The organism is Lysinibacillus fusiformis (assembly GCF_002845985.1).
Taxonomy (GTDB): Bacteria; Bacillota; Bacilli; order Bacillales_A; family Planococcaceae; genus Lysinibacillus; species Lysinibacillus fusiformis_D.
The window spans coordinates 62,701-87,258 of the sequence record NZ_PDFK01000002.1; the positions used below are offsets into that span (position 1 = coordinate 62,701).

At 37.3% G+C, this 24,558-nt stretch carries 25 protein-coding genes; 13 read left to right on the top strand and 12 right to left on the bottom strand.

What is annotated here, in order from left to right:
• Positions 1–144 precede the first annotated feature (144 nt).
• From CRI88_RS06360 to CRI88_RS06375, 4 genes are all read left to right on the top strand, one after another.
• Positions 145–663: a DUF1189 family protein gene (locus CRI88_RS06360; RefSeq protein WP_036120327.1), complete on the top strand. Its 519-nt coding sequence runs from the start codon at positions 145–147 to the stop codon at positions 661–663.
• A gap of 52 nt (positions 664–715) precedes the next feature.
• Positions 716–1,060 (top strand): hypothetical protein, encoded by a 345-nt coding sequence (locus tag CRI88_RS06365; RefSeq protein WP_036120330.1) that lies wholly within the window; start codon positions 716–718, stop codon positions 1,058–1,060.
• Positions 1,061–1,165: 105 nt separating this feature from the next.
• The gene (gene ispG, locus CRI88_RS06370) at positions 1,166–2,272 is read left to right on the top strand and encodes a flavodoxin-dependent (E)-4-hydroxy-3-methylbut-2-enyl-diphosphate synthase (RefSeq protein ID WP_170829863.1); all 1,107 of its coding nucleotides are present in this window, start codon (positions 1,166–1,168) and stop codon (positions 2,270–2,272) included.
• A gap of 12 nt (positions 2,273–2,284) precedes the next feature.
• The gene (locus CRI88_RS06375; protein ID WP_036120338.1) at positions 2,285–2,857 is read left to right on the top strand and encodes a 5' nucleotidase, NT5C type; all 573 of its coding nucleotides are present in this window, start codon (positions 2,285–2,287) and stop codon (positions 2,855–2,857) included.
• 135 nt (positions 2,858–2,992) lie between these two features.
• Here the strand turns inward: CRI88_RS06375 and CRI88_RS22745 are convergent, their stop codons facing one another.
• On the bottom strand, positions 2,993–3,121 hold the full coding sequence (locus tag CRI88_RS22745; RefSeq protein WP_255358828.1) for a hypothetical protein: 129 nt from the start codon (positions 3,119–3,121) through the stop codon (positions 2,993–2,995).
• Positions 3,122–3,318: 197 nt separating this feature from the next.
• Here CRI88_RS22745 and CRI88_RS06380 point away from each other — a divergent pair, with 197 nt between their 5' ends.
• The 6 genes from CRI88_RS06380 to CRI88_RS06405 all read left to right on the top strand — a co-directional run bounded on the left by CRI88_RS06380 (position 3,319) and on the right by CRI88_RS06405 (position 7,790).
• Positions 3,319–3,804, top strand: a complete 486-nt coding sequence (locus CRI88_RS06380; protein WP_230593778.1) for a hypothetical protein — start codon at positions 3,319–3,321, stop codon at positions 3,802–3,804.
• A 217-nt stretch (positions 3,805–4,021) separates the two neighbouring features.
• Positions 4,022–4,363 (top strand): MerR family transcriptional regulator, encoded by a 342-nt coding sequence (locus tag CRI88_RS06385; RefSeq protein WP_036120344.1) that lies wholly within the window; start codon positions 4,022–4,024, stop codon positions 4,361–4,363.
• Positions 4,364–4,395: 32 nt separating this feature from the next.
• Positions 4,396–5,733: a hemolysin family protein gene (locus tag CRI88_RS06390; RefSeq protein ID WP_036120348.1), complete on the top strand. Its 1,338-nt coding sequence runs from the start codon at positions 4,396–4,398 to the stop codon at positions 5,731–5,733.
• A gap of 92 nt (positions 5,734–5,825) precedes the next feature.
• Positions 5,826–6,230 (top strand): hypothetical protein, encoded by a 405-nt coding sequence (locus CRI88_RS06395; protein WP_036120352.1) that lies wholly within the window; start codon positions 5,826–5,828, stop codon positions 6,228–6,230.
• A 125-nt stretch (positions 6,231–6,355) separates the two neighbouring features.
• Positions 6,356–6,805 (top strand): helix-turn-helix transcriptional regulator, encoded by a 450-nt coding sequence (locus CRI88_RS06400; RefSeq protein ID WP_036120355.1) that lies wholly within the window; start codon positions 6,356–6,358, stop codon positions 6,803–6,805.
• 250 nt (positions 6,806–7,055) lie between these two features.
• Positions 7,056–7,790 (top strand): metallophosphoesterase, encoded by a 735-nt coding sequence (locus CRI88_RS06405; RefSeq protein ID WP_036120358.1) that lies wholly within the window; start codon positions 7,056–7,058, stop codon positions 7,788–7,790.
• A gap of 85 nt (positions 7,791–7,875) precedes the next feature.
• Here CRI88_RS06405 and cyoE read toward each other — a convergent pair whose 3' ends face one another.
• From cyoE to CRI88_RS06430, 5 genes are all read right to left on the bottom strand, one after another.
• Complete coding sequence (gene cyoE / locus CRI88_RS06410) at positions 7,876–8,826, bottom strand: heme o synthase (RefSeq protein WP_036120361.1); 951 nt, start codon at positions 8,824–8,826, stop codon at positions 7,876–7,878.
• A gap of 312 nt (positions 8,827–9,138) precedes the next feature.
• Entirely contained in the window at positions 9,139–9,792 is a 654-nt protein-coding gene (locus CRI88_RS06415) for an alpha/beta hydrolase (protein WP_058844801.1), read from the bottom strand.
• A gap of 38 nt (positions 9,793–9,830) precedes the next feature.
• Positions 9,831–10,388, bottom strand: coding sequence for a hypothetical protein (locus CRI88_RS06420; protein WP_058844802.1), 558 nt, complete (start codon positions 10,386–10,388; stop codon positions 9,831–9,833).
• Positions 10,389–10,518: 130 nt separating this feature from the next.
• Positions 10,519–11,220, bottom strand: coding sequence for a tetratricopeptide repeat protein (locus CRI88_RS06425; RefSeq protein WP_058844803.1), 702 nt, complete (start codon positions 11,218–11,220; stop codon positions 10,519–10,521).
• Between the two features lie 673 nt (positions 11,221–11,893).
• The gene (locus CRI88_RS06430) at positions 11,894–12,373 is read right to left on the bottom strand and encodes a thioredoxin family protein (RefSeq protein WP_036120381.1); all 480 of its coding nucleotides are present in this window, start codon (positions 12,371–12,373) and stop codon (positions 11,894–11,896) included.
• Positions 12,374–12,569: 196 nt separating this feature from the next.
• On the opposite strand from CRI88_RS06430, the gene CRI88_RS06435 reads away from it, so the two are divergent.
• Together CRI88_RS06435 and CRI88_RS06440 are read left to right on the top strand one after the other, a co-directional pair.
• The gene (locus tag CRI88_RS06435) at positions 12,570–14,864 is read left to right on the top strand and encodes a YhgE/Pip domain-containing protein (RefSeq protein ID WP_058844125.1); all 2,295 of its coding nucleotides are present in this window, start codon (positions 12,570–12,572) and stop codon (positions 14,862–14,864) included.
• An 80-nt stretch (positions 14,865–14,944) separates the two neighbouring features.
• On the top strand, positions 14,945–15,451 hold the full coding sequence (locus tag CRI88_RS06440; RefSeq protein ID WP_036120389.1) for a PCYCGC motif-containing (lipo)protein: 507 nt from the start codon (positions 14,945–14,947) through the stop codon (positions 15,449–15,451).
• 28 nt (positions 15,452–15,479) lie between these two features.
• On the opposite strand, the gene CRI88_RS06445 is transcribed toward CRI88_RS06440, so the two are convergent.
• The 6 genes from CRI88_RS06445 to CRI88_RS06470 form a co-directional block, all read right to left on the bottom strand.
• Positions 15,480–17,522 (bottom strand): cellulose biosynthesis cyclic di-GMP-binding regulatory protein BcsB, encoded by a 2,043-nt coding sequence (locus tag CRI88_RS06445; protein ID WP_058844124.1) that lies wholly within the window; start codon positions 17,520–17,522, stop codon positions 15,480–15,482.
• Positions 17,522–18,793, bottom strand: a complete 1,272-nt coding sequence (locus CRI88_RS06450) for a glycosyltransferase family 2 protein (RefSeq protein WP_058844123.1) — start codon at positions 18,791–18,793, stop codon at positions 17,522–17,524. The genes CRI88_RS06445 and CRI88_RS06450 overlap by 1 nt, the downstream gene beginning before the upstream one ends.
• A complete protein-coding gene (locus tag CRI88_RS06455; RefSeq protein ID WP_231745033.1) occupies positions 18,786–20,234 on the bottom strand; it encodes a DUF2334 domain-containing protein in 1,449 nt (482 codons plus the stop codon). The genes CRI88_RS06450 and CRI88_RS06455 overlap by 8 nt, the downstream gene beginning before the upstream one ends.
• On the bottom strand, positions 20,224–21,081 hold the full coding sequence (locus CRI88_RS06460; RefSeq protein WP_058844122.1) for a diguanylate cyclase domain-containing protein: 858 nt from the start codon (positions 21,079–21,081) through the stop codon (positions 20,224–20,226). The genes CRI88_RS06455 and CRI88_RS06460 overlap by 11 nt, the downstream gene beginning before the upstream one ends.
• The gene (locus tag CRI88_RS06465) at positions 21,062–22,129 is read right to left on the bottom strand and encodes a glycosyl hydrolase family 8 (protein ID WP_254777871.1); all 1,068 of its coding nucleotides are present in this window, start codon (positions 22,127–22,129) and stop codon (positions 21,062–21,064) included. The genes CRI88_RS06460 and CRI88_RS06465 overlap by 20 nt, the downstream gene beginning before the upstream one ends.
• Before the next feature lie 267 nt (positions 22,130–22,396).
• Complete coding sequence (locus tag CRI88_RS06470; RefSeq protein WP_036120402.1) at positions 22,397–22,933, bottom strand: hydrolase; 537 nt, start codon at positions 22,931–22,933, stop codon at positions 22,397–22,399.
• Between the two features lie 415 nt (positions 22,934–23,348).
• Here CRI88_RS06470 and serC point away from each other — a divergent pair, with 415 nt between their 5' ends.
• Complete coding sequence (gene serC, locus CRI88_RS06475; protein ID WP_036120405.1) at positions 23,349–24,437, top strand: 3-phosphoserine/phosphohydroxythreonine transaminase; 1,089 nt, start codon at positions 23,349–23,351, stop codon at positions 24,435–24,437.
• Positions 24,438–24,558 lie beyond the last annotated feature (121 nt).

Below are 24,558 nucleotides of genomic sequence, written 5' to 3' on the forward strand. Positions count from 1 at the left end.
AATGATTACCAACAAAAAGTAAAGAAATCCTTTAACTTCTTTACATAATGTTAACATTTTATCATCTAGTTCCTCTTCATTTATACTTCTTTCATATCCTGTCCTCTTTGAACATGTTAAAATATCGATTGGAGGAGATATAGTATGAAACACTCACAGCTTTTTATCGATAGTCTCATTCATCCTAAAAAACTAGCAGCCTATCGTTTATTACCTATTGGAAAGGTTATTCAATATACTTTTCTACTCATTACCATTGTGTCCGTATTTTCTTTAGGTCGCTTTGCAGCAGGTATGTCTGTTGATACATTTGATATGGATAGTTTAACTGGTTTAACGGAATATATAGAAGGCATTAAATGGCTCTTATATCCATTCACCTTCCTCATGCTTTTTGTTGTGACAACCATGCTCATATTTGCACAAATTGCTCTCTATGCTTTAGCTGGTTTATTTATCTTAAAGGCAATGAAGCGTCGAGGTGAATATCGTCACATCTGGCGAACAGCTACCTTTGCCATCACTTGGGCAACTTTGCTATCAATGCTAGCAGACTATTTACCAATTAACAGTACCATTATCACTGTATTCTCTTTATTGTTAACCATTACTCTATTAATTGTGGCCTTTACAAAATATCCAAAACAACCAATTACAAAATAATGTGCATGAATCCCCTCTCTTCTCAATATAGTGTAGAAAAGGAGGGGATTTTTTGCGCGCATTCATCTTAACAGCCATCATCATTGTGATCGCCTTTGTCGTCAAAGTAGATTTAACCGAAGGATCTATCCCACTGGCAGCTTTATCTACCAAAAATACAGAAAATAGTCTTTGTGAAAAACAGCGTGAGCCAAATTATATTACAGTACAAACGATTGAAGGTGACACTATCCATAGTTTATTTGCCCTACATCCTGCAAAAGTTCCTATGACCTTTCCAGAGCGCTTACAACTTTTTTACAACTTAAACCCACACTTACAATTACAAGCTCTCATTCCAGGTGAAAATATCAAGCTTCCACTGTCGTTTGAGCTTGAAAACAAATGTGGAAAATGAAAAGTTAGCGTTTCTTCCTTGTCCTTATTTTCCTACACTGCTAAAATAAATGACAGTGACGGCTGAAAATAGTGGCCCGAAAAGGAGAGAAAGTTAATGAGTGAAATTTGTCACCGTTCAAATACGCGTCCCGTACGTGTCGGTAACTTAACAATTGGTGGTAGTAATGAATTATTCATTCAAAGTATGTGTACAACCAAAACACATGATGTAGAAGCAACAGTTGCGGAAATTCTTCGTCTTGAGGAAGCGGGCTGTCAGGTTGTTCGTGTTGCTGTACCAGATGAGCGTGCAGCGGATGCGATTGCCGAAATTAAAAAACGTATTCATATTCCATTAGTAGCTGATATTCATTTTGACTATAGATTAGCATTAAAAGCCATTGAAAATGGTATTGATAAAGTACGTATTAACCCAGGTAATATTGGCCGTAAAGAAAAAGTGGAAGCTGTTGTTAATGCTGCCAAAGCGAAAGGTATCCCCATTCGTATTGGTGTTAATGCCGGCTCATTAGAGCGTCATATTTTAGAAAAATACGGCTATCCTACAGCTGATGGTATGGTTGAATCAGCTCTACACCATATTAAAATTTTGGAAGACTTGGACTTCCACGATATTATCGTGTCAATGAAGGCATCTGATGTTAATCTTGCTATTGAAGCTTATGAAAAGGCGGCGAAAGCCTTTAATTACCCGCTTCATTTAGGGATTACAGAATCAGGGACACTGTTTGCTGGTACAGTAAAATCAGCAGCTGGTCTTGGAGCCATCCTTTCAAAAGGCATTGGGAACACATTGCGTATCTCCCTTTCAGCTGACCCTGTAGAAGAAATAAAAGTAGCAAGAGAATTATTAAAATCATTTGGTCTAGCCTCTAATATGGCCACACTTATTTCTTGTCCTACATGTGGGCGCATTGAAATTGATTTAATTTCGATCGCAAATGAAGTGGAAGAATATATTTCAAAATTAAAGGTTCCTTTAAAAGTAGCTGTGTTGGGCTGTGCCGTAAACGGTCCAGGTGAAGCACGAGAAGCGGATATCGGAATTGCTGGTGCTCGTGGTGAAGGCTTACTTTTCATGAAGGGAAAAACAGTTCGTAAAGTACCTGAAGAAACGATGGTGGAAGAACTGAAAAAAGAAATTGATAAATTAGCAGCAGAAATGGAAGAAAAGCAAGCAGCAGAAGCAGCACAAAAAGCGAATGCTTAAGGAGGTGCTAGCATGAAAAAGCCTCGTTTTGGTATTGATATCGATGGGACTGTGACATGTCCAAGTACACTCATTCCACATATTAATAAGCAATACAATGTAAATATTACACTTGATGATGTTTGTGAATATGATTTTTTATCCGCCTTTCCACACCCTGTTGACCGCAGTGCATTTAATACATGGTTTAAGGAAAATGAGCCTTATATGTATGAAGTCTCTGAAGTGGCAAAAGATGCAAAAAATATTCTAACCGCTTGGAAAAATAATTTCGAGCTGTATTATATTTCTGCACGAGGTGAAAATGTAGCAAACATCACTGTCAATTGGTTTAAAACGCAAGCTATACCATACGATCATATCGAACTTCTAGGTAGCCACGATAAACTAGCTGCCGCGAAAAAGCATCATGTAGAAGCTTTCTTTGAGGATAAGCACGATAATGCGGTAATGCTGGCGGAGGAACTAAAAATCCCTGTTGTGTTATTTGACACACCATATAACCGCCTCACTGTTCCTGATAATGTTATACGAGTATATAATTGGCAGGAAGCCAATCAGTTTATTACAGATTATTTCAAATAAAGCAGAGTCGTGTTCAAACTTGGACACGACTCTTTTGTTTAACTTGTCTACTAAATCGAGTGTTACCGTTTTTTCAATTTTTCAGAGCATGCTCAAAAAATTCGGACATCATTATCAAGGCGGCATTGATGATTGCTATACCTCAAGAATTCCTCGTAGCCAACGATCCACAAAGTTTTCAAAGGTAATACCATAATTATCATAAACAGCATGATAGACAAAATAAGTTCCTAATCGATCAAGCATTTCATCATTAATTTTCATCCAAACCGCTCCCTTTCTCTCATCATTTTACTAAATCTTCAGACTTATATACTTTCCAAATGCCGAACAATCAAGTGGAGATCGCATCGTTGCAAAACCGTCACAAACTGCCGCCTTCATGCCCTTTCTTCGTATTTTTCTTTTCGTTAAGATAGTAATAACAACTTACTAGACTGGAGGGACTACTTGTGAAATGGATGACGAAGGTAGCTTGTATAACATGCATCTGTGCTTTACTAACAGGCTGTGGTGATCGATTAGCAGAAATTAGAGATGCTGCTTCAGGCATCAATTCAGCGGCCAATTCCGCAGCTAGTGCAGTTAGTCGAGATGTCCATGCCATGCGCGCTATAGACATTAACTATCAAGATACATCTTTTACAGTTAATGACCTATTTAAAACTATTTTACGTGACATCCGCTGGGATTATGACCTTGAAAAAAATGAGCTACATGTGAGAGGCACTTGGCAGCCCCCACTATTTTCTGACCAGCCCTGGGATGGAGATATGAAAGAAAAGCTAGCGGAAGCGGGCTTTGTCACGGTAACGTGTAAATTCATTGATGATAAAATCGATAGTAAGCACACAAACGTCATACTTACATATAATGAGGAAATTCTCTTACAAGAAAATGGTGAAGAAGCACTCCATCACCTATACGATACCTATTTACTTCCCTAATCTTAGTAACGTTTCTACCAGTTAACAATGGCAGAAACGTTATTTTTTTATTAAAAAAATCTTACAATTTTGAAATATTGACGCCTATCATTTGAATATATTTAGACCATCACGTTATAATCAAAGTATCACGTGATGGTTTGGAGGTGTTTGCATTGGGACAGAGAAATTAAAAATTGGCGAACTTGCAGAAAAAACAGGCATTACTAAACGAACAATCGATTATTATACCAATATTGGTTTGTTGGATGCAGAACGTTCTGCAACAAATTATCGCTTCTATGATCCAATAATGATTGAACGACTTCAATTTATTGAACAACGCAAACAACAGGGGCTCTCACTCGTAGCAATCCAACATGAATTGAACATCACACCCTATGAAGAAATCGATGTACAAATGCTTCGTTTAAAAATGCAAGATTTAGAGCATGATGTAGCTTCATTGCTAGAGCAAATGAACAAACAAGATGATAAAAAAATTGAAACCATTAAGAAAAACGTTTCACCCGAAAGTATTGCATTAATGCAATCCTTACTATTACTTATTCATAATTAGGAGGTGACGTTCTGTTTTTACAGAACGACTATTTGGAGACCATTATAAACCTATCGATTTTTACCATTTTATTAGCTTTAACAGGCTTTTTCGTAGCAACAGAATTTGCCATTGTCAAGGTGCGCTCCTCAAGACTCGATCAGCTGGTTGCAGAGGGCAATAAAAAAGCAATTGCTGCTAAGCATGTTGTCCATCATTTAGATGAATACTTATCTGCCTGCCAATTAGGTATTACAGTAACCGCACTTGGTATCGGGATGGTTGGTGAAAAAACCTTTGAATTTATGCTTCACCCACTTTTTGAAATGGTCGGCATTTCTGATAAATATATGACGATCTTTACAATTGGTACAGCCTTCGCTATCGCAACGTTTTTACATGTAGTAGTTGGCGAACTAGCTCCAAAAACGGCAGCTATTCAAAAGGCTGAAGCTATTACACTTCTTTTCGCAAAGCCAATTATGTTTTTCTACAAAATCATGTACCCATTTATTTGGTTTTTGAACGGTTCTGCACGTGTTTTAATTGGACTATTCGGCATGAAGCCCGCTAGTGAACATGAGCTTTCTCATACAGAGGAAGAATTGCGATTATTAATGTCTGAAAGCTTTAAAAGTGGTGAAATCAATAAATCTGAGCTTAAATATGTGAACAATGTCTTTGAATTTGATGAACGTATTGCTCGTGAAATTATGGTTCCCCGAACAGAAATAGTTGGTATTGAACAAAATGAATCGTTTACCCATATCATTCATACCATTGCCGAGGAAAAATATACGCGCTACCCTGTATACGATGGTGACCGCGATAATATTCTAGGCTTTATCAATGCCAAGGAGCTATTTACGCATGGGTTACTTGAACAACTTACAGACGACACATTAGTTTTAGAGGATTTCATTAATCCTGTCATTCGTGTTATTGAAACAATTCCTATTCAGGAATTACTTGTACGCATGCAAAAAGAACGAATCCATATGGCCATTTTAATGGACGAATATGGTGGTACATCTGGACTAGTAACTGTTGAAGACATTTTAGAAGAAATTGTTGGTGAAATTCGGGATGAATTTGACGGTGATGAAATTGCTGATATTCGAAAAATCACAGATCATCACTATATTTTAAATGCCAAAATGCTTGTGGAAGATGTTGAAAATCTATTAAACATTACGCTGGATGCAGAGGAAGTAGAAACATTAGGTGGTTGGTTCTTAACAGTGAATAATGGCATTAAAGCTTCAAGAAATATTGAATTAGACACCTATCTCTTTAGCATCTATGAGCAACAAGGGCATCAAATTCATTATATTGAGGTTCGACCTCTACGAAAAAGTGCACCAGTTATCACAGAAGTACAATCAACATAACAGAATGAAACTGGTATTTATTATTCCATTATTAGCCATTCCACTATATAATGGATAACGTAATAAGATTCTAGTTTCAGGGGGCAATACACATGACATTGTTTAAGCTATATCATTCAGATGGTATTCACATTATTACCGACGTAAAAAAACACAAAACAAATATTGAATTAAAAACGGTTACAGGAGAAATTTTATATATTATCGTTGTAACAGACGAAAATTACACAGTCTATGACGATCGTTTTGCAGGAGCTTCTAAGCAATTAAATTCTGTGGAAGCCTTCGATATTGATGGTAGTTTCCGCAGTTTAGATTTCGATAATATGCGTGCCTTATTTAAGGAGGCTTTTACAAACCTATTACATGAGATTGCCTTATGTGTCAAAAATAAAGAAGAACTGGTGGATATTGATACGCTCCGCCATAAAGTAAGTGCACAGATTAAAGGCATCCATTTCCGTGTAATCTCTGATACGAAAAAATATGAGATTTAATCATCCAACAGACTGTTCCATTATGGGCAGTCTGTTTCATTTTTAATTCCACTATCGAAAGAAAAACACGTATCTTTACTTTCATGTATAATGGAACATAACAATCTGAAAAAAGGGGTGTTAGGATGAATCGTGAACAATTAATCACACTCATTTCAGAAAAACTGAAATTAATCCGTACAGAAAAAGCTTTTACACAGGATCAAATGAGTGATTTATTAGGACTATCTAAGAAAACACTTGTACAAATTGAAAAAGGCCGTATCCTAGCTGGTTGGACAACTACTGTTGCCATTTGCACTTTGTGTCGTGACAGCTCGATTTTACAGCATGAGCTTGGCGGTGATCCATTGGAGGTAGTAGATTTAATCGCGAATAATGGAACATTGCAGCCAAAGGAAAAAACAATGGGTGGATACATATGGTGGAAAAATATTCATGAGCACGATGGTTATAAACTACAGCAAAACGTTATCAGTCAGCATTTCCGCATTTTAGACAATAATAACTTTCGCCTTATTTCAACATTTGATGAACAGATCGTTAAACAAGCTTGGGACGAATTAATGATTTAATCTAATAGGTTAACAGTATAAGTATTCTAACCTGCTTCTGCTGTTAACCTTCAGCCCCTCCCCTCTCGCAAAACCCCCACCCCTGACAAATGAATAAGGAAATAAAATCTCCTTTCATATGATAAAGAAAAATAGTAGGAAGTGAATTATTTCTTCGACCATTCTATGTAAAAGCTGGAAAAGTCGAAATTTGTAGAAGAATTCTCTATACTGAATAGTAATGCTTTACTATTAGAAAGGATGCTCGAAAATGAATCGAATACTAGCAATTAGTGATATACATGGAGAATTAGGGCTGTTAGAAGAATTACTTTTAAAAGCAAACTACGATCCACCGAATGACCAACTTTTTTTACTTGGTGATTACGTAGACAGAGGTCCCGCTTCTAGTGGTGTATTAAATTTGGTTAATGAATTACAAGCAAAGGGTGCACGTGTTTTGCTAGGTAACCACGAGGCAATCATGCTCAATGCCTGTCGTTCTGGCCTTGCTAAGCCATGGAACCATTGGGTCGGACTATGTGGTGGAGAGGCCACACTGGCAAGCTATGGCTACCAGTTGGAAGATTTTGAGGAAGCTATTGAAAACAATACATTGCCTAGCTTTATTCAAACATTACCGAAGCTTGAAGAACATTTACAACTAATTGAAACATTTGAAATATATATTGAGTTAGAGGATGCTATTTTTGTCCACGGGGGCGTTGTTCCTGGTGTCGCTATCGCAGACACTGACCCCATGCGTTTACTGTGGATTCGTGAGGAATTTCATGCAGGTTATAATGGGGATAAAACGGTGATCTTTGGACATACCCCTACGTATAATCTTCACCAAAATCCAACGGACTATCGTGTCTATTTCGGAGAAAATAACATCATAGGCATTGATGGTGGCGCAGTTTTTGGCGGACAGCTACATGCATTAGAGTGGCCAAGTCGCCAAATTATTTCAGTAGCTAATAAAAAACCAACAAGTAACGAATAACTTGTTGGTTTTTATTTTGAAGATTGTTTTTTCAAGCGAGCTCTATAAATCTGGACGCCATGACGTCTAGTCATCATTGATTGAATCAATATAACTTAAAGATAACCCCTACTAATGAGTATACAATGACAGTTGAAAATAGTATTGTCATATGGAAAAGTGAAAAGACAAACATTTTAGTAGCCCATTTCACTTGATCCGTATTACTATGATAGCCGTAAATACTCATCACTAACCAAGCAACACTTAAAATCAATGCCACAAGCATAATTCCAACACTTAACGAGCCAAATAAAAAGCTTGATAGAATCAATAAAACTAAATAAAAATTGGTTTGATAATACGTACGGCGCATTCCTTTGACAACGGGCAGCATAGGTACGCTGGCTGCTTCATAGTCTACACGTTTGCGGATCGCAATGGCATAAAAATGGGGCATTTGCCAAATCACCATGACAAAAAATAAACCAAGTATCGCAGGATGTGTAATATCTGTTGATACCGCAGACCAACCAATTAATGGCGGCACTGCCCCACTAATACTACCAATTTCCGTATTATAAATCGTACGACGTTTTGTCCACATTGTATAAGGGACTACATATAAAAACACACCTAATAGACCAAACGCAGCTGCTAATGGTGAAGCCAGTGCCAACACAGCTACCCCGATGATCAACATCGCAACGGCTAAAGATAGCGTCGTTTTTGCTGACATTTCCCCTGTTACAGTTGGTCGGCTTTGTGTACGAGGCATAATCGCATCAATATCACGATCATAGACATTATTAAATGCCCCTGCTGCTCCAATTACAAGGGCAGAACCGATTGTTGAAAAAATAATTTCTGGTATATTGTCCATTAACGTCATTTTATTTTTGTACATGCCTAGCGTTAAACCAGCCCACATCGGTATTAAATTGGATTTGATAATGCCAGTTTTGACCGTTTGCGCTAAAATAGCAGAGCGTGATGACTTCCCTCGTGATTTTTCGGAGGATTGCGGTTTATGCTCCGTTTTCAGATTTTGTTCCATTCATCTTAATTCCTTTTCTCCATAATTTCTACCCGCTTCCATCGATAGAAAGCGACAAAATTTGCATCTAGCACATCAAATTATTATTTTACCCCTTTTAGATTGGTTCTGTCTCTATGTTCACATAAAGTACATGTTTTCATCTAACCAACCACGCTCATTCACAACATCTTCTATGATACCACCGACTGACATGAATTTGAACCTTCTTGCCTCGATTCTTCTAATCACTATTGGAGAAAAATAATTTGATAAGTGATCTTTTTTCCATAGCAAAAAAAACCGAGACATTTATTTGCCTCGGTTGTCATTTTATTGAAGATCTTCTTGTAATTGCTGTGCTAAAAATGCTACAAGGTCACGAAGATTATCAGGTGTGACACCATGTCCATCTGGATATTGCTTAAAGGTTACCTTTGCACCAAATTGTTCAAAAATCTCCTTACTCTCCATGCCCCATTGAGAAGGAATGACATAATCATAATCACCATGAGAAATAAAAGCATGTAAATGCTCTACTGAGCGAATGGCATATTCCTCCGTTACAAATTTAGGGGTATAGCCACTTAAAGCAACGATTCCTGTCACTAAATTCCCCATGACAAAGGCAAGTGATTGTGCTAATACGGCGCCTTGGCTAAAGCCTAAGACGAATACTTTATGAGGATCGATTTGATATTCATCGATCGCTTCTAATATAAAACGTTGAAGCGCCATTAATACTTTATCAAAAATTGCGCGATCTGGTTGTCCCACCTCTTGAATCGTGAAAAAAGCATAGCCAGGATTCTGTGTAATCGGCCCTCGTAAGCTAAATATATGACATTGCTCTTGAAAATCTTGCACTAATTGTGGTAAGTCCTCTTCATGACTACCCATACCATGCAATAAAAAAATAGCAGGATATTTTTTCGTAGAATCCATTTCAGTTGGTTGTGTATGTTTAAAAGTAAATGGTGTATTCATTCAATTAAATTCCTTTCACGTAAAACTTCGTAACAAAGTTAGCATAATTTTGTTTTATTAATCAAACCATCTGTATGATAAGCAATATACCCATTTACAATACGAATTGTTTCTTCTGGGTCTGCATCAAAAAGTACTTTTGATTGCTCTGGCGTTGATACAAAAACAGTTAATAAATCCATCCGCATTGAATGACCGGCTGAGCTATATGCATAGTCATAAATGATGGCTTCCTCTGTCATGTTTTCCGTCTCATACTGCTTATGGAATAATTCCTTCGCTGCCTCCATTTGCTCTGCTACTTGCTGACGAATTCGCATCTGGTGCATTAATAACTCTTCCTCCAGCGCTGCAGGCTTTAGCCAATTTTTTGCATGAAGCATTTTTAAAAATTGTTGCTCCCAAGCCTGTTCATTCTCAGTAAAAAAGAGCATATTGACCATCAGCATATCCCAAAAGTCCTTAGTGGATGCGGCTGATTGTCGCTGCACGGCAATGGTTTCTTTAAAATGCTCTTCCACCTTCGTTATATTCATATTGCGAACTAAATGATTACATACGTTTTCAATAAATTTATTTGCCACTTCTTGTGCCATAAAAAAATCCGTCCTTTATATCTACAAATCATTTTCTTTCTTATCATACCATGATTGTGGAATATGGCAACGAACCTCTCTCAGCCGAAAAAAGATGCCTCCATTTACAGTTGGAGACATCCTACATAAATTAAGAGAACACATAGCTATCCATAGTATCCATTGTATTTTGAATGGCATCTTTCAATGATCGTTGCTGTTCTCCGCAAGAGGCTAGTGCATCCTCCAAAGCGAGTGCGGCATTCGCCATAAATGGAGCCATTTGTAAATCCTTCGCCAATTGAATAAGGACTAGTGCTTTATTCCATTTCCAACGAGGATTTATAGGATCTAGTTGAATCGCTTGCTCTAAATAACCAAGTGCATCAAAAGGCATCCAACCAAAGCGATGCATTGTCTGCCCCGTAATCCCCCAGTAGACAGCCTTATTTGGGTTTTCCTTTACTGCTTGTTGAAAGCAGTGAACACTCTCATTGTAGTGGTGAGCAAATAAAAACAGCTCCCCTTGTGTAAAAAAGGATTGAGCCCTATCGGATGGTGTGCCTGTTTTCGCAGCTTCCTCTAATTGCTGAATACGCTTGGCAAATGCCTCTTCCTCTTCTATTGCACGTATTTCCACCACCAAATCCGATTCAGGGTAGCTTTCATCAGCTCTTTCTGCATGCTGTACTTCCCCATGTGCTGTAGGCTTTGGGTAGCGATCAAGATCATATTGTTCGAATAAAGCCATGTATTTTTGTGCCCGTGCTTTTTCTTCTTCGCTTGTCACCTGCTTCGCCAATTCATAGCATTTCATCAGTTCACCGTTATAAAAATAATCATCCATTGACATTGTCGATTCCTCCAGTGTACAACTTTTCAGTATTTTTAGTATACACTACAAAAACCAAAAGAGACTGTATCAAAAGTTATTTTGATACAGTCTCTTAATGTGGAAAAGAAAACCATCCATAATAGCATTTTTGTGAAAGGTAAAAAAGGATTTCTGTTGTAGGCTACTTGCTTTCCTGTGGGCGAGCGCCGAGCCGCTTCCTCTGCTACCGCTCCGTTTAGAGGCTCGCCTGTCTCGCTATCCCACGGGACTCAAGTAGCCTTCCACCCCATAAAATAAAAATGTTAACTTTTTAGCAAAGGTTCAAGTGAAGGCATTCACTACTCTTTTATGGAGGGGTGTTGTCACACATCACTTCTCCACATTGAAAATAAGAGGCTATCCTCTCTTATAATATAAATAATGGTCTATTTTGTTCAGGAAAAGACACTTTTGCAGAAAGGTTGATTGGAGTGGAGCCAGCGTCACTCCTAGGGAATTTAGCGTCATAGAGGAGACCCTGGAGCGAACGCAGTGAGTGAAGCGGCTCATCGGACGGCCCCCCTGGAAAGGACGCTGGCGGAACGGAAATCAACCTCTTACCTTGTTAAAAAGTCTTGTTCTGCTATTAACATCATCTTTTTCAACAACATGAGACTGTATCAAAAGTTATTTTGATACAGTCTCTACTTCTCTATTTCTTTAACACGACGGTATTTAAAAAAGTACGTAAATCCTCTTCTTTAAGAGCTCCTACAAAGCGATTTACTTCTTTACCACCTTCGAAATGAATAAATGTCGGTGTTGCTTCAATATTATACTTATTCCATAAATCTTCATATTCATAGACATTCAATTGTGCAACATCAACACCTAGCTCATCGGCAACTGGCATTAATACTGGTGTAAATGCTTGGCAGTGAACACAAATTGGACTGAAGAAGTAAGCATTAACCGCTTCACCAGCTTCAATTTTAGCTTCTAGTTCATCTGGTAACATAATGTTTTGATAGTTTTTATCGTCTAATTGATCGATTGTTTCTTGTTTTAGCTTTTTATCGCCGTAAGGGTTGTTTGCGCTTTCTAATTTACTCTTGTTTGAGACATTGGTAAGCACAATAATTGCTGCAAATAATACAACAATCACTGAGCCAATAATTAATAATTTTTTCACTAAAATAGTGACCTCCTTTTTTACACTAAAAGCCTAATTTTAGTGTATTCGCGTTTGATTATAAAGTGTTTTGAAAACCTAGTAAACTAATTTGCCTTTAAATGAAGATATTTCACATTTATAACATAATTTTAAGTATATTTGGGAACATACATAATGAGAGATCATGCAAATTTTGAAATGTGGGGTGATTTAGATGAAAAACTCGTTCCAGCATGTTTTTCAAATTTATACAAAGGATATCCGAAATATTGTTACCAATTGGGTCGTAGCTGTCATTATAGGTGGACTTATTTTCCTGCCTTCTCTTTACGCATGGTTGAATATTTATGCTTCCATGGACCCGTACGCCCACACAGCTAATATGAAGATCGCAATAGTCAATGAAGATAAGGGAACTACTGTTAGAGATGATGCCATCAATGTTGGAAAAGAGGTCATAGAGAATTTACGTACTAATAATAGCTTTACATGGGAGCTAGAGACGGAGAAACAAGCGCTGGCACAATTAAAAAATGGCGAATACTTTGCTGCCATTGTCATCCCCCATGATTTTTCCGAAAAGCTAACTTCCATTCTAACCGATCAACCAACGAAAGCTCATATCGATTATTATGTAAATGAAAAAAAGAATCCTATTGCCCCTAAAATTACAAGTAAAGGTGCAAGTGTCCTTACACAGCAAGTTTCGAATGAATTTGTGTCGACTGTCAATGGCACTCTTTTTTCCATTTTTAATACAATTGGCGTTGAAATGGAGCGTGACATTCCTGATTTTCGCAAATTTGAAAACTATGTCTTTACAATCGAACAGCATTTACCTGATATCAATTCATTTTTGACTCAAGCCTCTACGCAAGGGCAGGATGCAAATCAATTACTGAATCAAGCACTTACACAAATACCTCAAGTAGAACAACTTACAACAGATGGTTTAACGACCATTCAGAAGGGTTTACATTTAGTGAATGAAGCGGATGTTCTGTTTAATGAGCTGTCACCTGTTATCAAACAAGATGTAGCCACTGTCCAAACTATCGCACAACACTTTTCAGATATCATAAATAAGCTCAATAATATCGACTTAGATCCATCCTCCTTTGCTCAAACGAAGGAAGCATTGCAACAGCAATTGACAACCGCCAAAGATAACATCACTAATAGTATTCAAACGCTTGAAGCTTTGCAAAAATTAATTCAAGCTGATGCCTTAACACGACAGCAATTAGAGAAGTCTTTGACAACTATTATCAATTCTTTACAGGAAAATAATGCCGAAGAGAATCAGTCACTCATTGAACAGCTTACAACGATCCGTGAAGCCTTACAGCATCAACCAAGCTTCATTGATTCCACGACAAACGCTCTTAGCGCATTACAACAGTTACATGCTTTACATGACGATGTACTAAATAAACTGGCACAAGTAAAGCCAATTGATAAGGAAGTCATCAAGCAGGATATTGTCGCTATTCAAAACATGGCACAAAACGCAACGACTAATTTGCAGAAATTTTTATCCTATTATAATGATAGTCTAGAGCCACAAATTCGATCCACCTTAGCTAGTGCTAAACAAACATTAACAAATGCTTCGGCTATGCTGACGGATGTAAAGCAATTCATTCCACAAGCAACAGCTAAATTGTCACAGGCTAAAAATACACTAGGAACGGCTAATAATGCTATTCAAAAAATACAAACAGAATTTCCGACTTTAAGCTCAAAAATTAAGGAATTAGCGACTAAACTGCGGACACTAGAAGAGGAAGCCGATATTGCAGAGATTGTGCAATTACTGAAAAATGACGTCAATGCTGAACGCGATTTCTTTGAGGAACCTATTAAACTGCAGGAGCATCGCTTATTCCCTATTGCAAATTATGGAACAGCTATGACACCGTTTTACACTGTGCTATCTATTTGGGTAGGTTGTTTACTGTTAATTTCATTATTATCTGTGAATCTTCATGGCAATTCATCTTACAGTATTCGTGATATATACTTTGGTCGACTTTTAACATTTGGAACTTTTTCTTTTATCCAAACATTGATTATTACCATCGGCGATACATTTTTAGTAGACGGCTCTATTCAAGCACCCGTTTACTTTATCTTATTTGGTCTTTTCATTAGTCTCGTATTTATAACCGTTGTGTATACACTCGTATCCGTCTTTGGAAATGTAGGGAAAGCATTAGCTATCGTGATGCTTGTGCTACAAATTGCAGGGTCTGGTGGGACATATCCTGTCGAATTATTACCAAGGTTTTTCCAAATAATCAATCCATTTTTACCTTTTACGTATGCTATAGAATTGATGCGTGAAGCTGTAGGAGGGATAATTTGGTCCACAGTTTGGGTGGATCTCCTCTTCTTAGCAGGTTTCTGGTTCATTTTTATCCTGTTCGGCTTTTTCTTAAAGAAATTATTGAGCGAGAAAATGGAACATTTCATGAACAAAACACGTGGATTAGATATATTTCATTGATTTTCAAATAGACTGCCTGTAAATGTTTACGGAAACGATGTTATAATGGAAGTATTGTAAACATGTAGGAGGCGCTATTTTTGAAGAAAACGATTTCTATTTTTGTTGTATTGGCGTTATTATTATTAAGTGCATGTGGTAAAGATAAAAACAGTGTTGAATCGAACCATGAAGCTAATGACGCTTCACATGAAGGACATACACAAGCTTCAGGTGATATACAGGAAGAAACCGCTTCGGCTGATGTCCTTCCATCCTTTTTAGACGATAAACAGGAAAATATTCGTTTAGTCTATCAGCTTGCAGGACAATCGACAGAGGTTCTAGAATGGATGCCATGCTATTGCGGTTGTGGCGAATCAGTAGGCCATAAAAGTAATTTAAACTGCTTTATTCAGGACAAACGAGAAGACGGATCCATCGTCTGGGATGATCATGGAACACGTTGTTTAGTATGCTTGGAGATTGCTGTACAGTCCGCACAAATGCATAAAGAAGGAAAAAGCCTAAAAGAAATTCGTCAGGTCATTGATGATACTTATAAAGAAGGCTATGCAAAGCCAACACCAACTGATATGCCTGCATAAAAAAGCAAAGTCGCGTGCGACTTTGCTTTTATTTTTTCAATTGATTTTTCTTCCTTTTGCGAAGAATGATATATAGAATTACTGCGATGACAATAATCAGCCCCACAAATTCCGCAATTAAGACATAGGAGATCTCACCTTTTTTATCTACGTTTATAACGCCGTTATTAGCATGCTGATTCACTGCCACTACAAATTGTCCTTCTTTTGTTTCAATCGCAGCAGCTATCTGTGAATCCGTCTCTTTTAAATGGCTATAAAAGTCTCCCGTTATGGGAGTATCTCCAAATGAATGAATCCATAGTAAAGGCTCATTAACCTGCCAGAAATTTTTTGTTATAAATGCATATTGACCAATAGCCTCAGGTAAAAATCCTTGTTTGATGAACTGCTCAGTTGTATGCGGAATCGTGGTAGCATGTTGTGACAGCCATGTCAGATGCTCCATATCTCCCGTAAAAATAACTGCATGCTTTTGTAACTTTTCCTTTGTGACATTTTTGTCCTTCATCAGTGTGATTTGCGCCATTTTTCCATTCATCATTAATGCTTTATAAAGCGACACCATTTTTGTATCATCCATATTTTCGTTACTAGGGATGACCATTAACGTATTTTCATGAAAGGCATTGGGGAAATCACGTAATGTAAAGGTTGGCTCTGCTGTATCTTTTACAATGGACAATGTGCTGTCACTATCAATATACAGCCAGTATCGCTCATTAGTTGTTTCACACGGATCTTCAAGTTGGAAGCCCGTTACCTCAAATTGAAGATCTGTCATTGATTGCTTGTTAAGCACGTTGGTTTGGATCGGTATGATCGCCTCGTACATATCTGATGTTGTTTGTTCTAATTTTCGTAAATCTACAGCATGTGGCACATTATTAATATAAGCAATCAATTCTAATTTTCGATCCTCGTCCTCTTTACTGCTCGGTATAGTAGCAGATTTTTTTAAGATCAATCGCATCGTCGCTTCTTTATTTGCCTCTAGTTGCGGCAAGGAAACATAATAATGAGGTGTCATTGTGACTTGACTAGATAAAAGTCGGTCCTCAAAGCCAAATTGCTGGAATGGAATCGTTGTGTCGGATGTCTGTTCCACTGTCGGTACATCTTTAATCGCTACTGTATTACCGATTAATTGCTCGAATAGTCTTGCTTCGGTTAAAAATGATAGTCGATCCTGTATCGCTTGAGCATTCGAAGAGGTTACCACTAAAAGTTGAACTTTTCGATTAGAGTCTGTATTCAAAAGTTCCTGCATTGTCAGTGTCATTGCATCATCCGTAACACTTATGTTGTTTACTATTTTTTTCAATAGGCTTGTACTAAATTCGGTTTTCGCCCCGACGATAATGATTGGACCTGACGCTTTACTAACAGCATCTTCTCGTTTAATCTGTACATCTATATCACCATGTTCGGATAAAAAAGCAGCAAGCTGATAGCCACTGTTTAATGTGGCTTCAGAGGCCTGCTTCGGTAAAACAACCGTCGTGACATAGCCCTCATAACCTAAAAATGCAGCAGGATAACTTGTTAAGGACCCTGCCTGACTTTCCTCGCTGAATGCTGAAATAGATGATAATATTTCGATGCGTAACCAATTCCCTGCATTGCCTGGAGCGACGCAAATTCCTTCTTTCAGAATGCCATAAAAACTAGCTGTTATTTTATGTGAGCCTTGTAACAGTGCTTCTTTTGGAAGATTGACCGTAACAGTTTGTTTTAATAAATCGGCTCTCAATGGCACTGTTTTAAGTGCTACATCATCCACTTTCACCGTGAAGGAGGACGGTGCTATCAGTAGTTCTGAATGCTGAATTTGAAATGTCACTTGTTGATTATTTGAGGGAACATCCTCAGTTAAATTGTAGTAAAAATCTCTGGACGAAGAAGGCCCCTGTAATTCGATTGGCTGTGCTAATAACGGCTTTTTCTGCTGTTGATTGCCCTCTATTGCAATTATGTTGTCATCCACGGTAATGGTTGCCGCAACTGCATCGTTAGCAAAACATAAAAAACCAATACAAAATAACAATGAATAGAAGAATTTGGTTCTCATTATTCTGCTCCTTTATCTGATTGCTTGGAAAAACGCTCTGTTTTATACCATTGAACTTCCTGCCCTGTAAACATGCGTTTTATTTCTAATAGTAATGACCAAACGACTAGCACGATCCACATTTGCGAATAGGTAAAATACATAAGTATGACATAGAAGAAATTTTTTCGATTCATTTCTGTTTTTTCAATACTTAAAGTAATCATAACTTCGCCTAGGAAAAGTAAAAAGGCTAATACCCATAAAACAAGGGCAATATCGCCAACGGTCAAACCAATATCATAAAATAAATTAATGATAAACAAAGTATTGGATAGTATAACGCCAAAGAAAAATAAGAAATACGTAAAGAAGAAGTAAAATAAATCAAACATAATACTTTTTCTTTTTAAGGTAAAAAATTGACTCAAGAACTTTAGCACTACATATTGATTGCCCCTTGCCCACCTTGTGCGTTGCTTCCACCATACTTTTAATGTTTCTGGCTCTTGCTCCCATGTAATTGCCTTTGGGAAAAAGCGGATGTGGTAGCCTAAATTATAAACACGAATGGTCAGCTCTGTATCTTCTGCTAATGCTTTTACATCCCAACCACCTAATTGCTCTAAAACAGTGCGCCGGATAGCAAAATTAGTGCCAGGTATGGTAGCCACCTTAAACCATTTCCAACGCCCTCCCTGAGCCATCCATTGGAAACATATCGTTTCAATATTAATAAAGCGTGTCAACCACGTTTCCGCTGCGTTGATAACACGAAACTTCCCTACCGTAGCAGCTGCTTTCGGATCATTTATTAATCCCATCACTAAATACCAAACTGCCATCCGTTCAGGAGTATTATCAGCATCATAGACCACTACGATATCGCCTGTTGAATCAGCAAGTGCCGAATTTAACGCAGAGGATTTCCCTTTCCCCTTGTTCGGCTCTACTGTTTCAATCACACGAATAAATGGAAATTTCTTAGCGTATTGCTCTGCAATCGCACCTGTTTCATCAGAGGAATTATCATTAATGACAATCACCTCTAGTTGATCTTTAGGATAATATAAACGAGACATGGCCCTTAGTGTCTGGTCGATCACGAGCGCTTCATTGTGAGCAGGGATAAAGATACTAACAGAAGGAACTTTGTCCATTTTTTTAGCCCATTCATCAATCGGTTTTTCAAATGTACGAAAGTGTAAATAACCACCCTCCATTAAAAACATATGATAAAGTAACATGATCCAAATGAGGAAAAGTGAAATAAAAAATAATGTATTAGCCATTTGTTTTCCTCTCCTCAAATAATCTCTTACGTAATGTGATACGTAAACGTAAGGTACTTATAAAAAATAATGTAACAAATAGGGAAACAATGAAAACGAGCGCCCATAATATTAACTCAAATGGTCGTTCATCAAATGAAATTTTTAATCGTTCTAAGTTCGAAAACGATAAGTGAATAGTTTGTTTACCCTTTTCATCCTGCACAATCGAAACGTTCTCTGATGTTACTTGCTGTTTCGTATGACGGAAATCGAAAAATTCGATTTGTGGATGTTCCCTTAAATAAGCTACAAGATCCTCTACATAGGAAGCATTTAAATAGGCTGGATATTGAATACCAATGATGGAGCTAGGCACTTTTAATAATCGATCTATTTCCTGTTGGACAGGATATAGAGGAAGATTGTCCGTACTGTCAATAGACCCAACCGTCATCGGGTAAATGATGCGATTGTCAATTTTCGATAGATATAATTGTTGATTTCCTTGTTGTATACTCCCTTTAAATAAGGGGCTATCACCATTGATGACTGTAGGATAAATTTTACGAAGTACTAAATAATCAAGACTTCTTTCAGTTGGAATAGTAGTGGATGATGAAAGAATAAATGGATAATTTTCCTTTTGCAATTGTTGCAAATAACTTAATAATTTTTTATTGTCGTGCAAGTGATAGGATTTTTTTTCATGCTCATCCATGAAAATGGGTGTGACTTCAAGAGCAATGGGTATTTTTTTTTCAGAAAATCCCATCACTACCTCTTTTAACTTTTGCACATCTGTTTTCATATTAATATCTGTTAACACAATATAGCCAGGATGTATCTGTGGCTTGGGTAATTGTAAAAGCTCGCCTATAATAGCAGGCCATTGATAGGACCATGTATCTTTATTGATGAATTCTCCAATAAATGACCATTTGTCCTTGCTGATGATAAAAGGATAGGATTGGTTTACTGATAAAGCCCTCTGGATTATTTTTGAATCATCGGTTGGTAGTAAACTGTTCCACCGCACAGGGCTGTGTAAACTTTCTTCTCCTATCGCTCTAAGTTCCACTACTGGACCTTCCTGCCATTTGGAAAAGGGTGCAAATTGAAGCGCATTGTCACCTATCAACAGTACGAACCCTTTGAATTGATTCAGTGCAGACAGTGCTTGTGGAGGAAGTTTTGTTGGGTAGGCGTTCATTACAACGACGCGTTTGTATGGTTGCAGCTTTTGTTTGTTGATATCTTCTATCGAAACAACATCTACTGATGTGTAACTCTGCAATATGGCTTGCAATGCGATTACATCCTCATTTGGCTGTTGGTTACTTGTGACATAGATCAAAGCTACGTCCTTATCAGAATCGGCTGCAAAGACCAACTCTTGGTTGATGAAAGTATAAAAACAAAGCATGCCAATGGCGAACCATAAACGATAGTTAGAGCGCACTTGTTTTCATCTCTCTTTCCAGTTCTTCTAGTAATTCATCAAATGTTGATTCCTTCAGTGGATGATAGGTAAAAAAGCTTGTTTTATAACGGAGCGTCACCCATTTTTCATTTAACAATTGGTGATTTTTTAAAGCCTGGTCCAATTTGTCATAAATAACTTCCATATGCTCATCCGTCGTATCAATTAGCAGTAAGCCGATATGGTCTTCACGAAATCGAAATTTTTTATCTGTCTGCCTAACAGTTTGTTGAATCCTTTGAGAGAGCTGTTGCCATAAATGTTGGACTTCTTTCGCTCCATAAAGTTGTTGGAACTTGCGATAATTTTCAATCTTCAACACCATAAAAACAAAGGTATGCTTATGTCGATCCGCTCGTCGCATTTCCTCATTGACACTAATATACATACGTGTCTCATTATCAAATCCAGTTTCAACATCAATCGCTACATATTTTCTAACATCTTCTTGCAACTTTTTTAAATAGTTTTCCTGTTCTTTCATTAATTCATGCATCTTACCAGCACAAAGAATGAGCAGCAGCAATATGATGCCATATATGAAAAATATCTGCATAGAGAAGGTAGAATTTAAAAATGTCATGGATCCAGATATTCCTGTATAGAGAAGTGTTGATCCTGTAATAAAAATAAAGACAAGGCTACTGATAAGCCCAAATACCGTCCCTCTCCAAAGGGTGAGAACAAGTAAGAGCATTAAAAACATGTATAGTAATAAGCCTTCAACATCCTGTCGCAATAAAAAATAAGCAGGTATTTGCAAGAGTAAAATAAGAATGGTCCCATATACCAAAATTGCTCTATTTTTAGTCATTGTTGTACGCATTTTCTACCTCCCTTTCTGCTAATAGTGGTAGTAAATTATCAAAACTATGCGTTGACTGCGTTTTTTTATCAACATAGCCTGTTGTAGGGTCTTTCAAAGCTGACATTTTTTCGATGAACTGTTGTGCTAATTGCTTCTCGTTTAAGGCAATCATATAACGAGCTGCCATTGCATAAACGGCTGGTGATTCATAGCTAACTGTTGATTCGTTTGTTTGTGCATTGTATCGACCATACAATTTATCGTCTCTTTTTAGAAGGTTTAACAGCCAGTTTTTAAATGCGGCTGTATCTCCATTCATTGAAGCCAGATGATAAGCCGTATACAACTGATCAATCATGTGTAGTTCCTCGTCAAACACATAGCTTTTAGAAGGAATATCATAATATTTTGGAAAGAACCCTGCCTCAGTAAGTGGCGCATTTTGCAAAATTGCTAACTGATGCTGAACTTGTTGTTGTGATAACACATCATATTTTTCCATTTCTTTGAAAGCAGAAGGCATAATATAGCTAATTGTTAGTGTCTGGGCTTTATCATGAGTATAAACATCCACATAATCGACAAATAGATTTTGATTCATCCCATATTGAACTAACTGATCTCCCATGTTTTTACCCAATTGTATGTAAGACGAATCATGCCATTTTTCACCTGCTTCCAGTAAAACACGAATGATTCGTAAATCATCAATCAGGGCGTTTACCGTAGCTTTTTTTGAGCCCTCTATTCTCCAGACAATCATATCATTTGTTAAAAAATAGGATTTCATGACATTCACCTGGTCATTGAAACGAGCTTGATCGTCTTTTTCTAATAGGTACGCAAGCCATAACCCTACTGATTCTGATAAAAATAAATCCTTTTGGTTTGTTAAATCTGTGCTTAACAACCCTTTATCATTTAGTAAATCTTGAATAACAAACTGTTCCGTTGGTGAAAGAGGTTCTTTTTGAACAGTCATTTCTTTGGCCGTACAACTAATCAAAAAAAGAACAACACTACCTATAAACAGCAACCATTTATTATTTTTACGCATTGTCATCATCCTCATTAATCGTTATTTCCCTATAATGAAATCCCGCCTTTTTATTATAGTATACAATAATTAGAATGGCGAAGCTTTTATAAGAGTAGTGTCCTACGCGTATCTGTTTCCATAAAAAAAAGATGTCCGAAAAAGGTCTATAGACCCATCGAACACCTACCATATTTATATAAAATCATTATATTTTTGTACATTATTATTAAAAGCAAAAATTATTATTACAAAGATTGCATGTTCCAGACCAATTGTTTCAATTTTAGTTTCCTTTTACTTCACTAACTGTAAAATTGTTTTAAAATGTTCATGGTCTGCACGTTGTAACAGCTCGTATAAAATCATCTCTGTGCTCGTTGGATAAATACCAAGTGCATTCATCTTAGTTAGCCCGATTTCTTTATTTGCCTTTGTTCGAGAAGACACAGCATCTACCACGACTTCCACTTCAAATCCTTGTTCCTTCAATTGTCTCGCCGTTTGGTACACACATATATGTGTTTCGATACCCGTGACAATAAATTGTGAACGTCCGCTTTCCTTCATCGCCTCCACAAATGCCTCTTCCTGGCAAGCACTAAAAGCCATTTTAGCAATGGGTTGCCCTTGTAAATGCTGGGCTATATCCAGTGCTGTTCCACCTAAGCGACTTGGATTTTGTTCGAGCCATAAAATAGGTACTTCAAGTGCTTGCATGGCTTGTACCAACTTTGCTACATTGTCAATCATCGCTTCACTGTCATCCACAATTGTCGCTAACTTTCCTTGTACGTCCACAACCACTAAACAAGCTTTCTCTACTGTAAACATTTTGAACACCTCTTTTTCCTATTCTCTCTTATGATTATACAAAATCTTGCTTTACCTGTCGTAAAGTAAGAAGTCCCTTTCTTCAAAAATAGAGAGTACTGCAATCGATTTTGCTTGTTTTGGTGCTTTTTATACATTTTATCTATAATAGTAGAATAATTCACATAACTTTAAACACGAACATTGAATGAATTAAATCACAACAATATGTATAAATCACGAAATATATAACTTATTTATTTGACCAAAACTTCTTTTCATTCGTATTTAACCTTCAAAACAGACTTAAATGTGACCATTTTGTTGCGAGTCTGTCGCTATTCTGCTCAAATATTAAGAATTTTATTTTTTCTCTTGAAAATTGGGGTATAATCCAGTAAAGTTCTGTTATTAACCAAACAAGGAGTGTACCACTTTGACACAACGTGCATACAATTTCAACGCAGGTCCATCTGCACTACCACAAGAAGTATTAGAAAAAGCTCAAGAGCAATTAGTAAACTTCCGTGATTCAGGTATGTCCATTATGGAAATGAGTCACCGTAGTGCTATTTTCGACGAAGTACATAACGAAGCCATTGCTTTATTAAAAAAACTTTATGCCATTCCAGAAAACTATGAGGTGCTATTTTTACAAGGTGGCGCAAGTCTTCAATTTACTATGATCCCTATGAACTTCTTAACAACTGAGCAAAAAGCTAGCTATGTATTATCAGGCTCATGGTCTGAAAAAGCTTTTAAGGAAGCGAAATTGTTTGGTACACCTGTTGAAGCTGCAAGCACAAAAGAAAACCAATACCGCAATATTCCTGCTTTAGCAGACATTCAATTCAATGAAGATGATGCCTATGTACACATCACATCGAATAATACGATCTACGGTACACAATGGAGTAATTACCCTGACACAGGAAATGTTCCATTAATTGCCGATATGTCTAGTGATATTCTGTCAAAACCAGTGGATATTGAAAAATTCGGAATCATCTATGCAGGCGCTCAAAAAAACCTTGGTCCATCAGGGGTAACGGTCGTCATTATTCGCAAAGATCTGCTTGAGAAAGCCAATAAAAATATCCCAACAATGCTGAAATACACTACACACGCTGATAGTAATTCACTATATAATACGCCACCGACATTTGGTATCTATATGCTAGGAGAGGTGTTAAAGTGGGTAGAAGCTAAAGGTGGCGTAGCTGCAATTGAAAAACACAATGAATTAAAGGCCAAAGTGATTTATGATGCCATTGACAATAGTAATGGCTTCTACAAAGGTCATGCGGCTTCAGATAGCCGTTCTTTAATGAACATTACATTCCGTGTTGCAGATGAGGAGCTTGAAAAGCAATTCCTTGCAGAGGCGAAGGCAGCAGGCTTTGTAGGGCTAAACGGGCATCGATCTGTAGGTGGCTGTCGTGCTTCCACTTACAATGCAGTGCCTCTTGAGGCTTGTGAGGCTTTACGAGATTTCATGGTAGCGTTCCAACAAAAACATCAATAGACTTATACTAAACGACGACGAATTACGTTTCTGTAATGACTCGTCGTTTTTTGTTTAAAAAAATCATGCAAATCTATCCCCCTACAAATCATTTGAATTAGATATTTATAGCAATTTTTCA

Bases quoted from the DNA above. Each gene is read 5' to 3' on its own strand.
- CRI88_RS06360 (WP_036120327.1), top strand. From the start codon at position 145: ATGAAACACTCACAGCTTTTTATCGATAGTCTCATTCATCCTAAAAAA.
- CRI88_RS06375 (WP_036120338.1), top strand. From the start codon at position 2,285: ATGAAAAAGCCTCGTTTTGGTATTGATATCGATGGGACTGTGACATGT.
- CRI88_RS22745 (WP_255358828.1), bottom strand. From the start codon at position 3,121: ATGAAAATTAATGATGAAATGCTTGATCGATTAGGAACTTATTTTGTC.
- CRI88_RS06380 (WP_230593778.1), top strand. From the start codon at position 3,319: ATGACGAAGGTAGCTTGTATAACATGCATCTGTGCTTTACTAACAGGC.
- CRI88_RS06395 (WP_036120352.1), top strand. From the start codon at position 5,826: ATGACATTGTTTAAGCTATATCATTCAGATGGTATTCACATTATTACC.
- CRI88_RS06400 (WP_036120355.1), top strand. From the start codon at position 6,356: ATGAATCGTGAACAATTAATCACACTCATTTCAGAAAAACTGAAATTA.
- CRI88_RS06405 (WP_036120358.1), top strand. From the start codon at position 7,056: ATGAATCGAATACTAGCAATTAGTGATATACATGGAGAATTAGGGCTG.
- cyoE (WP_036120361.1), bottom strand. From the start codon at position 8,826: ATGGAACAAAATCTGAAAACGGAGCATAAACCGCAATCCTCCGAAAAA.
- CRI88_RS06415 (WP_058844801.1), bottom strand. From the start codon at position 9,792: ATGAATACACCATTTACTTTTAAACATACACAACCAACTGAAATGGAT.
- CRI88_RS06420 (WP_058844802.1), bottom strand. From the start codon at position 10,388: ATGGCACAAGAAGTGGCAAATAAATTTATTGAAAACGTATGTAATCAT.
- CRI88_RS06425 (WP_058844803.1), bottom strand. From the start codon at position 11,220: ATGTCAATGGATGATTATTTTTATAACGGTGAACTGATGAAATGCTAT.
- CRI88_RS06435 (WP_058844125.1), top strand. From the start codon at position 12,570: ATGAAAAACTCGTTCCAGCATGTTTTTCAAATTTATACAAAGGATATC.
- CRI88_RS06445 (WP_058844124.1), bottom strand. From the start codon at position 17,522: ATGAGAACCAAATTCTTCTATTCATTGTTATTTTGTATTGGTTTTTTA.
- CRI88_RS06450 (WP_058844123.1), bottom strand. From the start codon at position 18,793: ATGGCTAATACATTATTTTTTATTTCACTTTTCCTCATTTGGATCATG.
- CRI88_RS06460 (WP_058844122.1), bottom strand. From the start codon at position 21,081: ATGCGTACAACAATGACTAAAAATAGAGCAATTTTGGTATATGGGACC.
- CRI88_RS06465 (WP_254777871.1), bottom strand. From the start codon at position 22,129: ATGATGACAATGCGTAAAAATAATAAATGGTTGCTGTTTATAGGTAGT.
- CRI88_RS06470 (WP_036120402.1), bottom strand. From the start codon at position 22,933: ATGTTTACAGTAGAGAAAGCTTGTTTAGTGGTTGTGGACGTACAAGGA.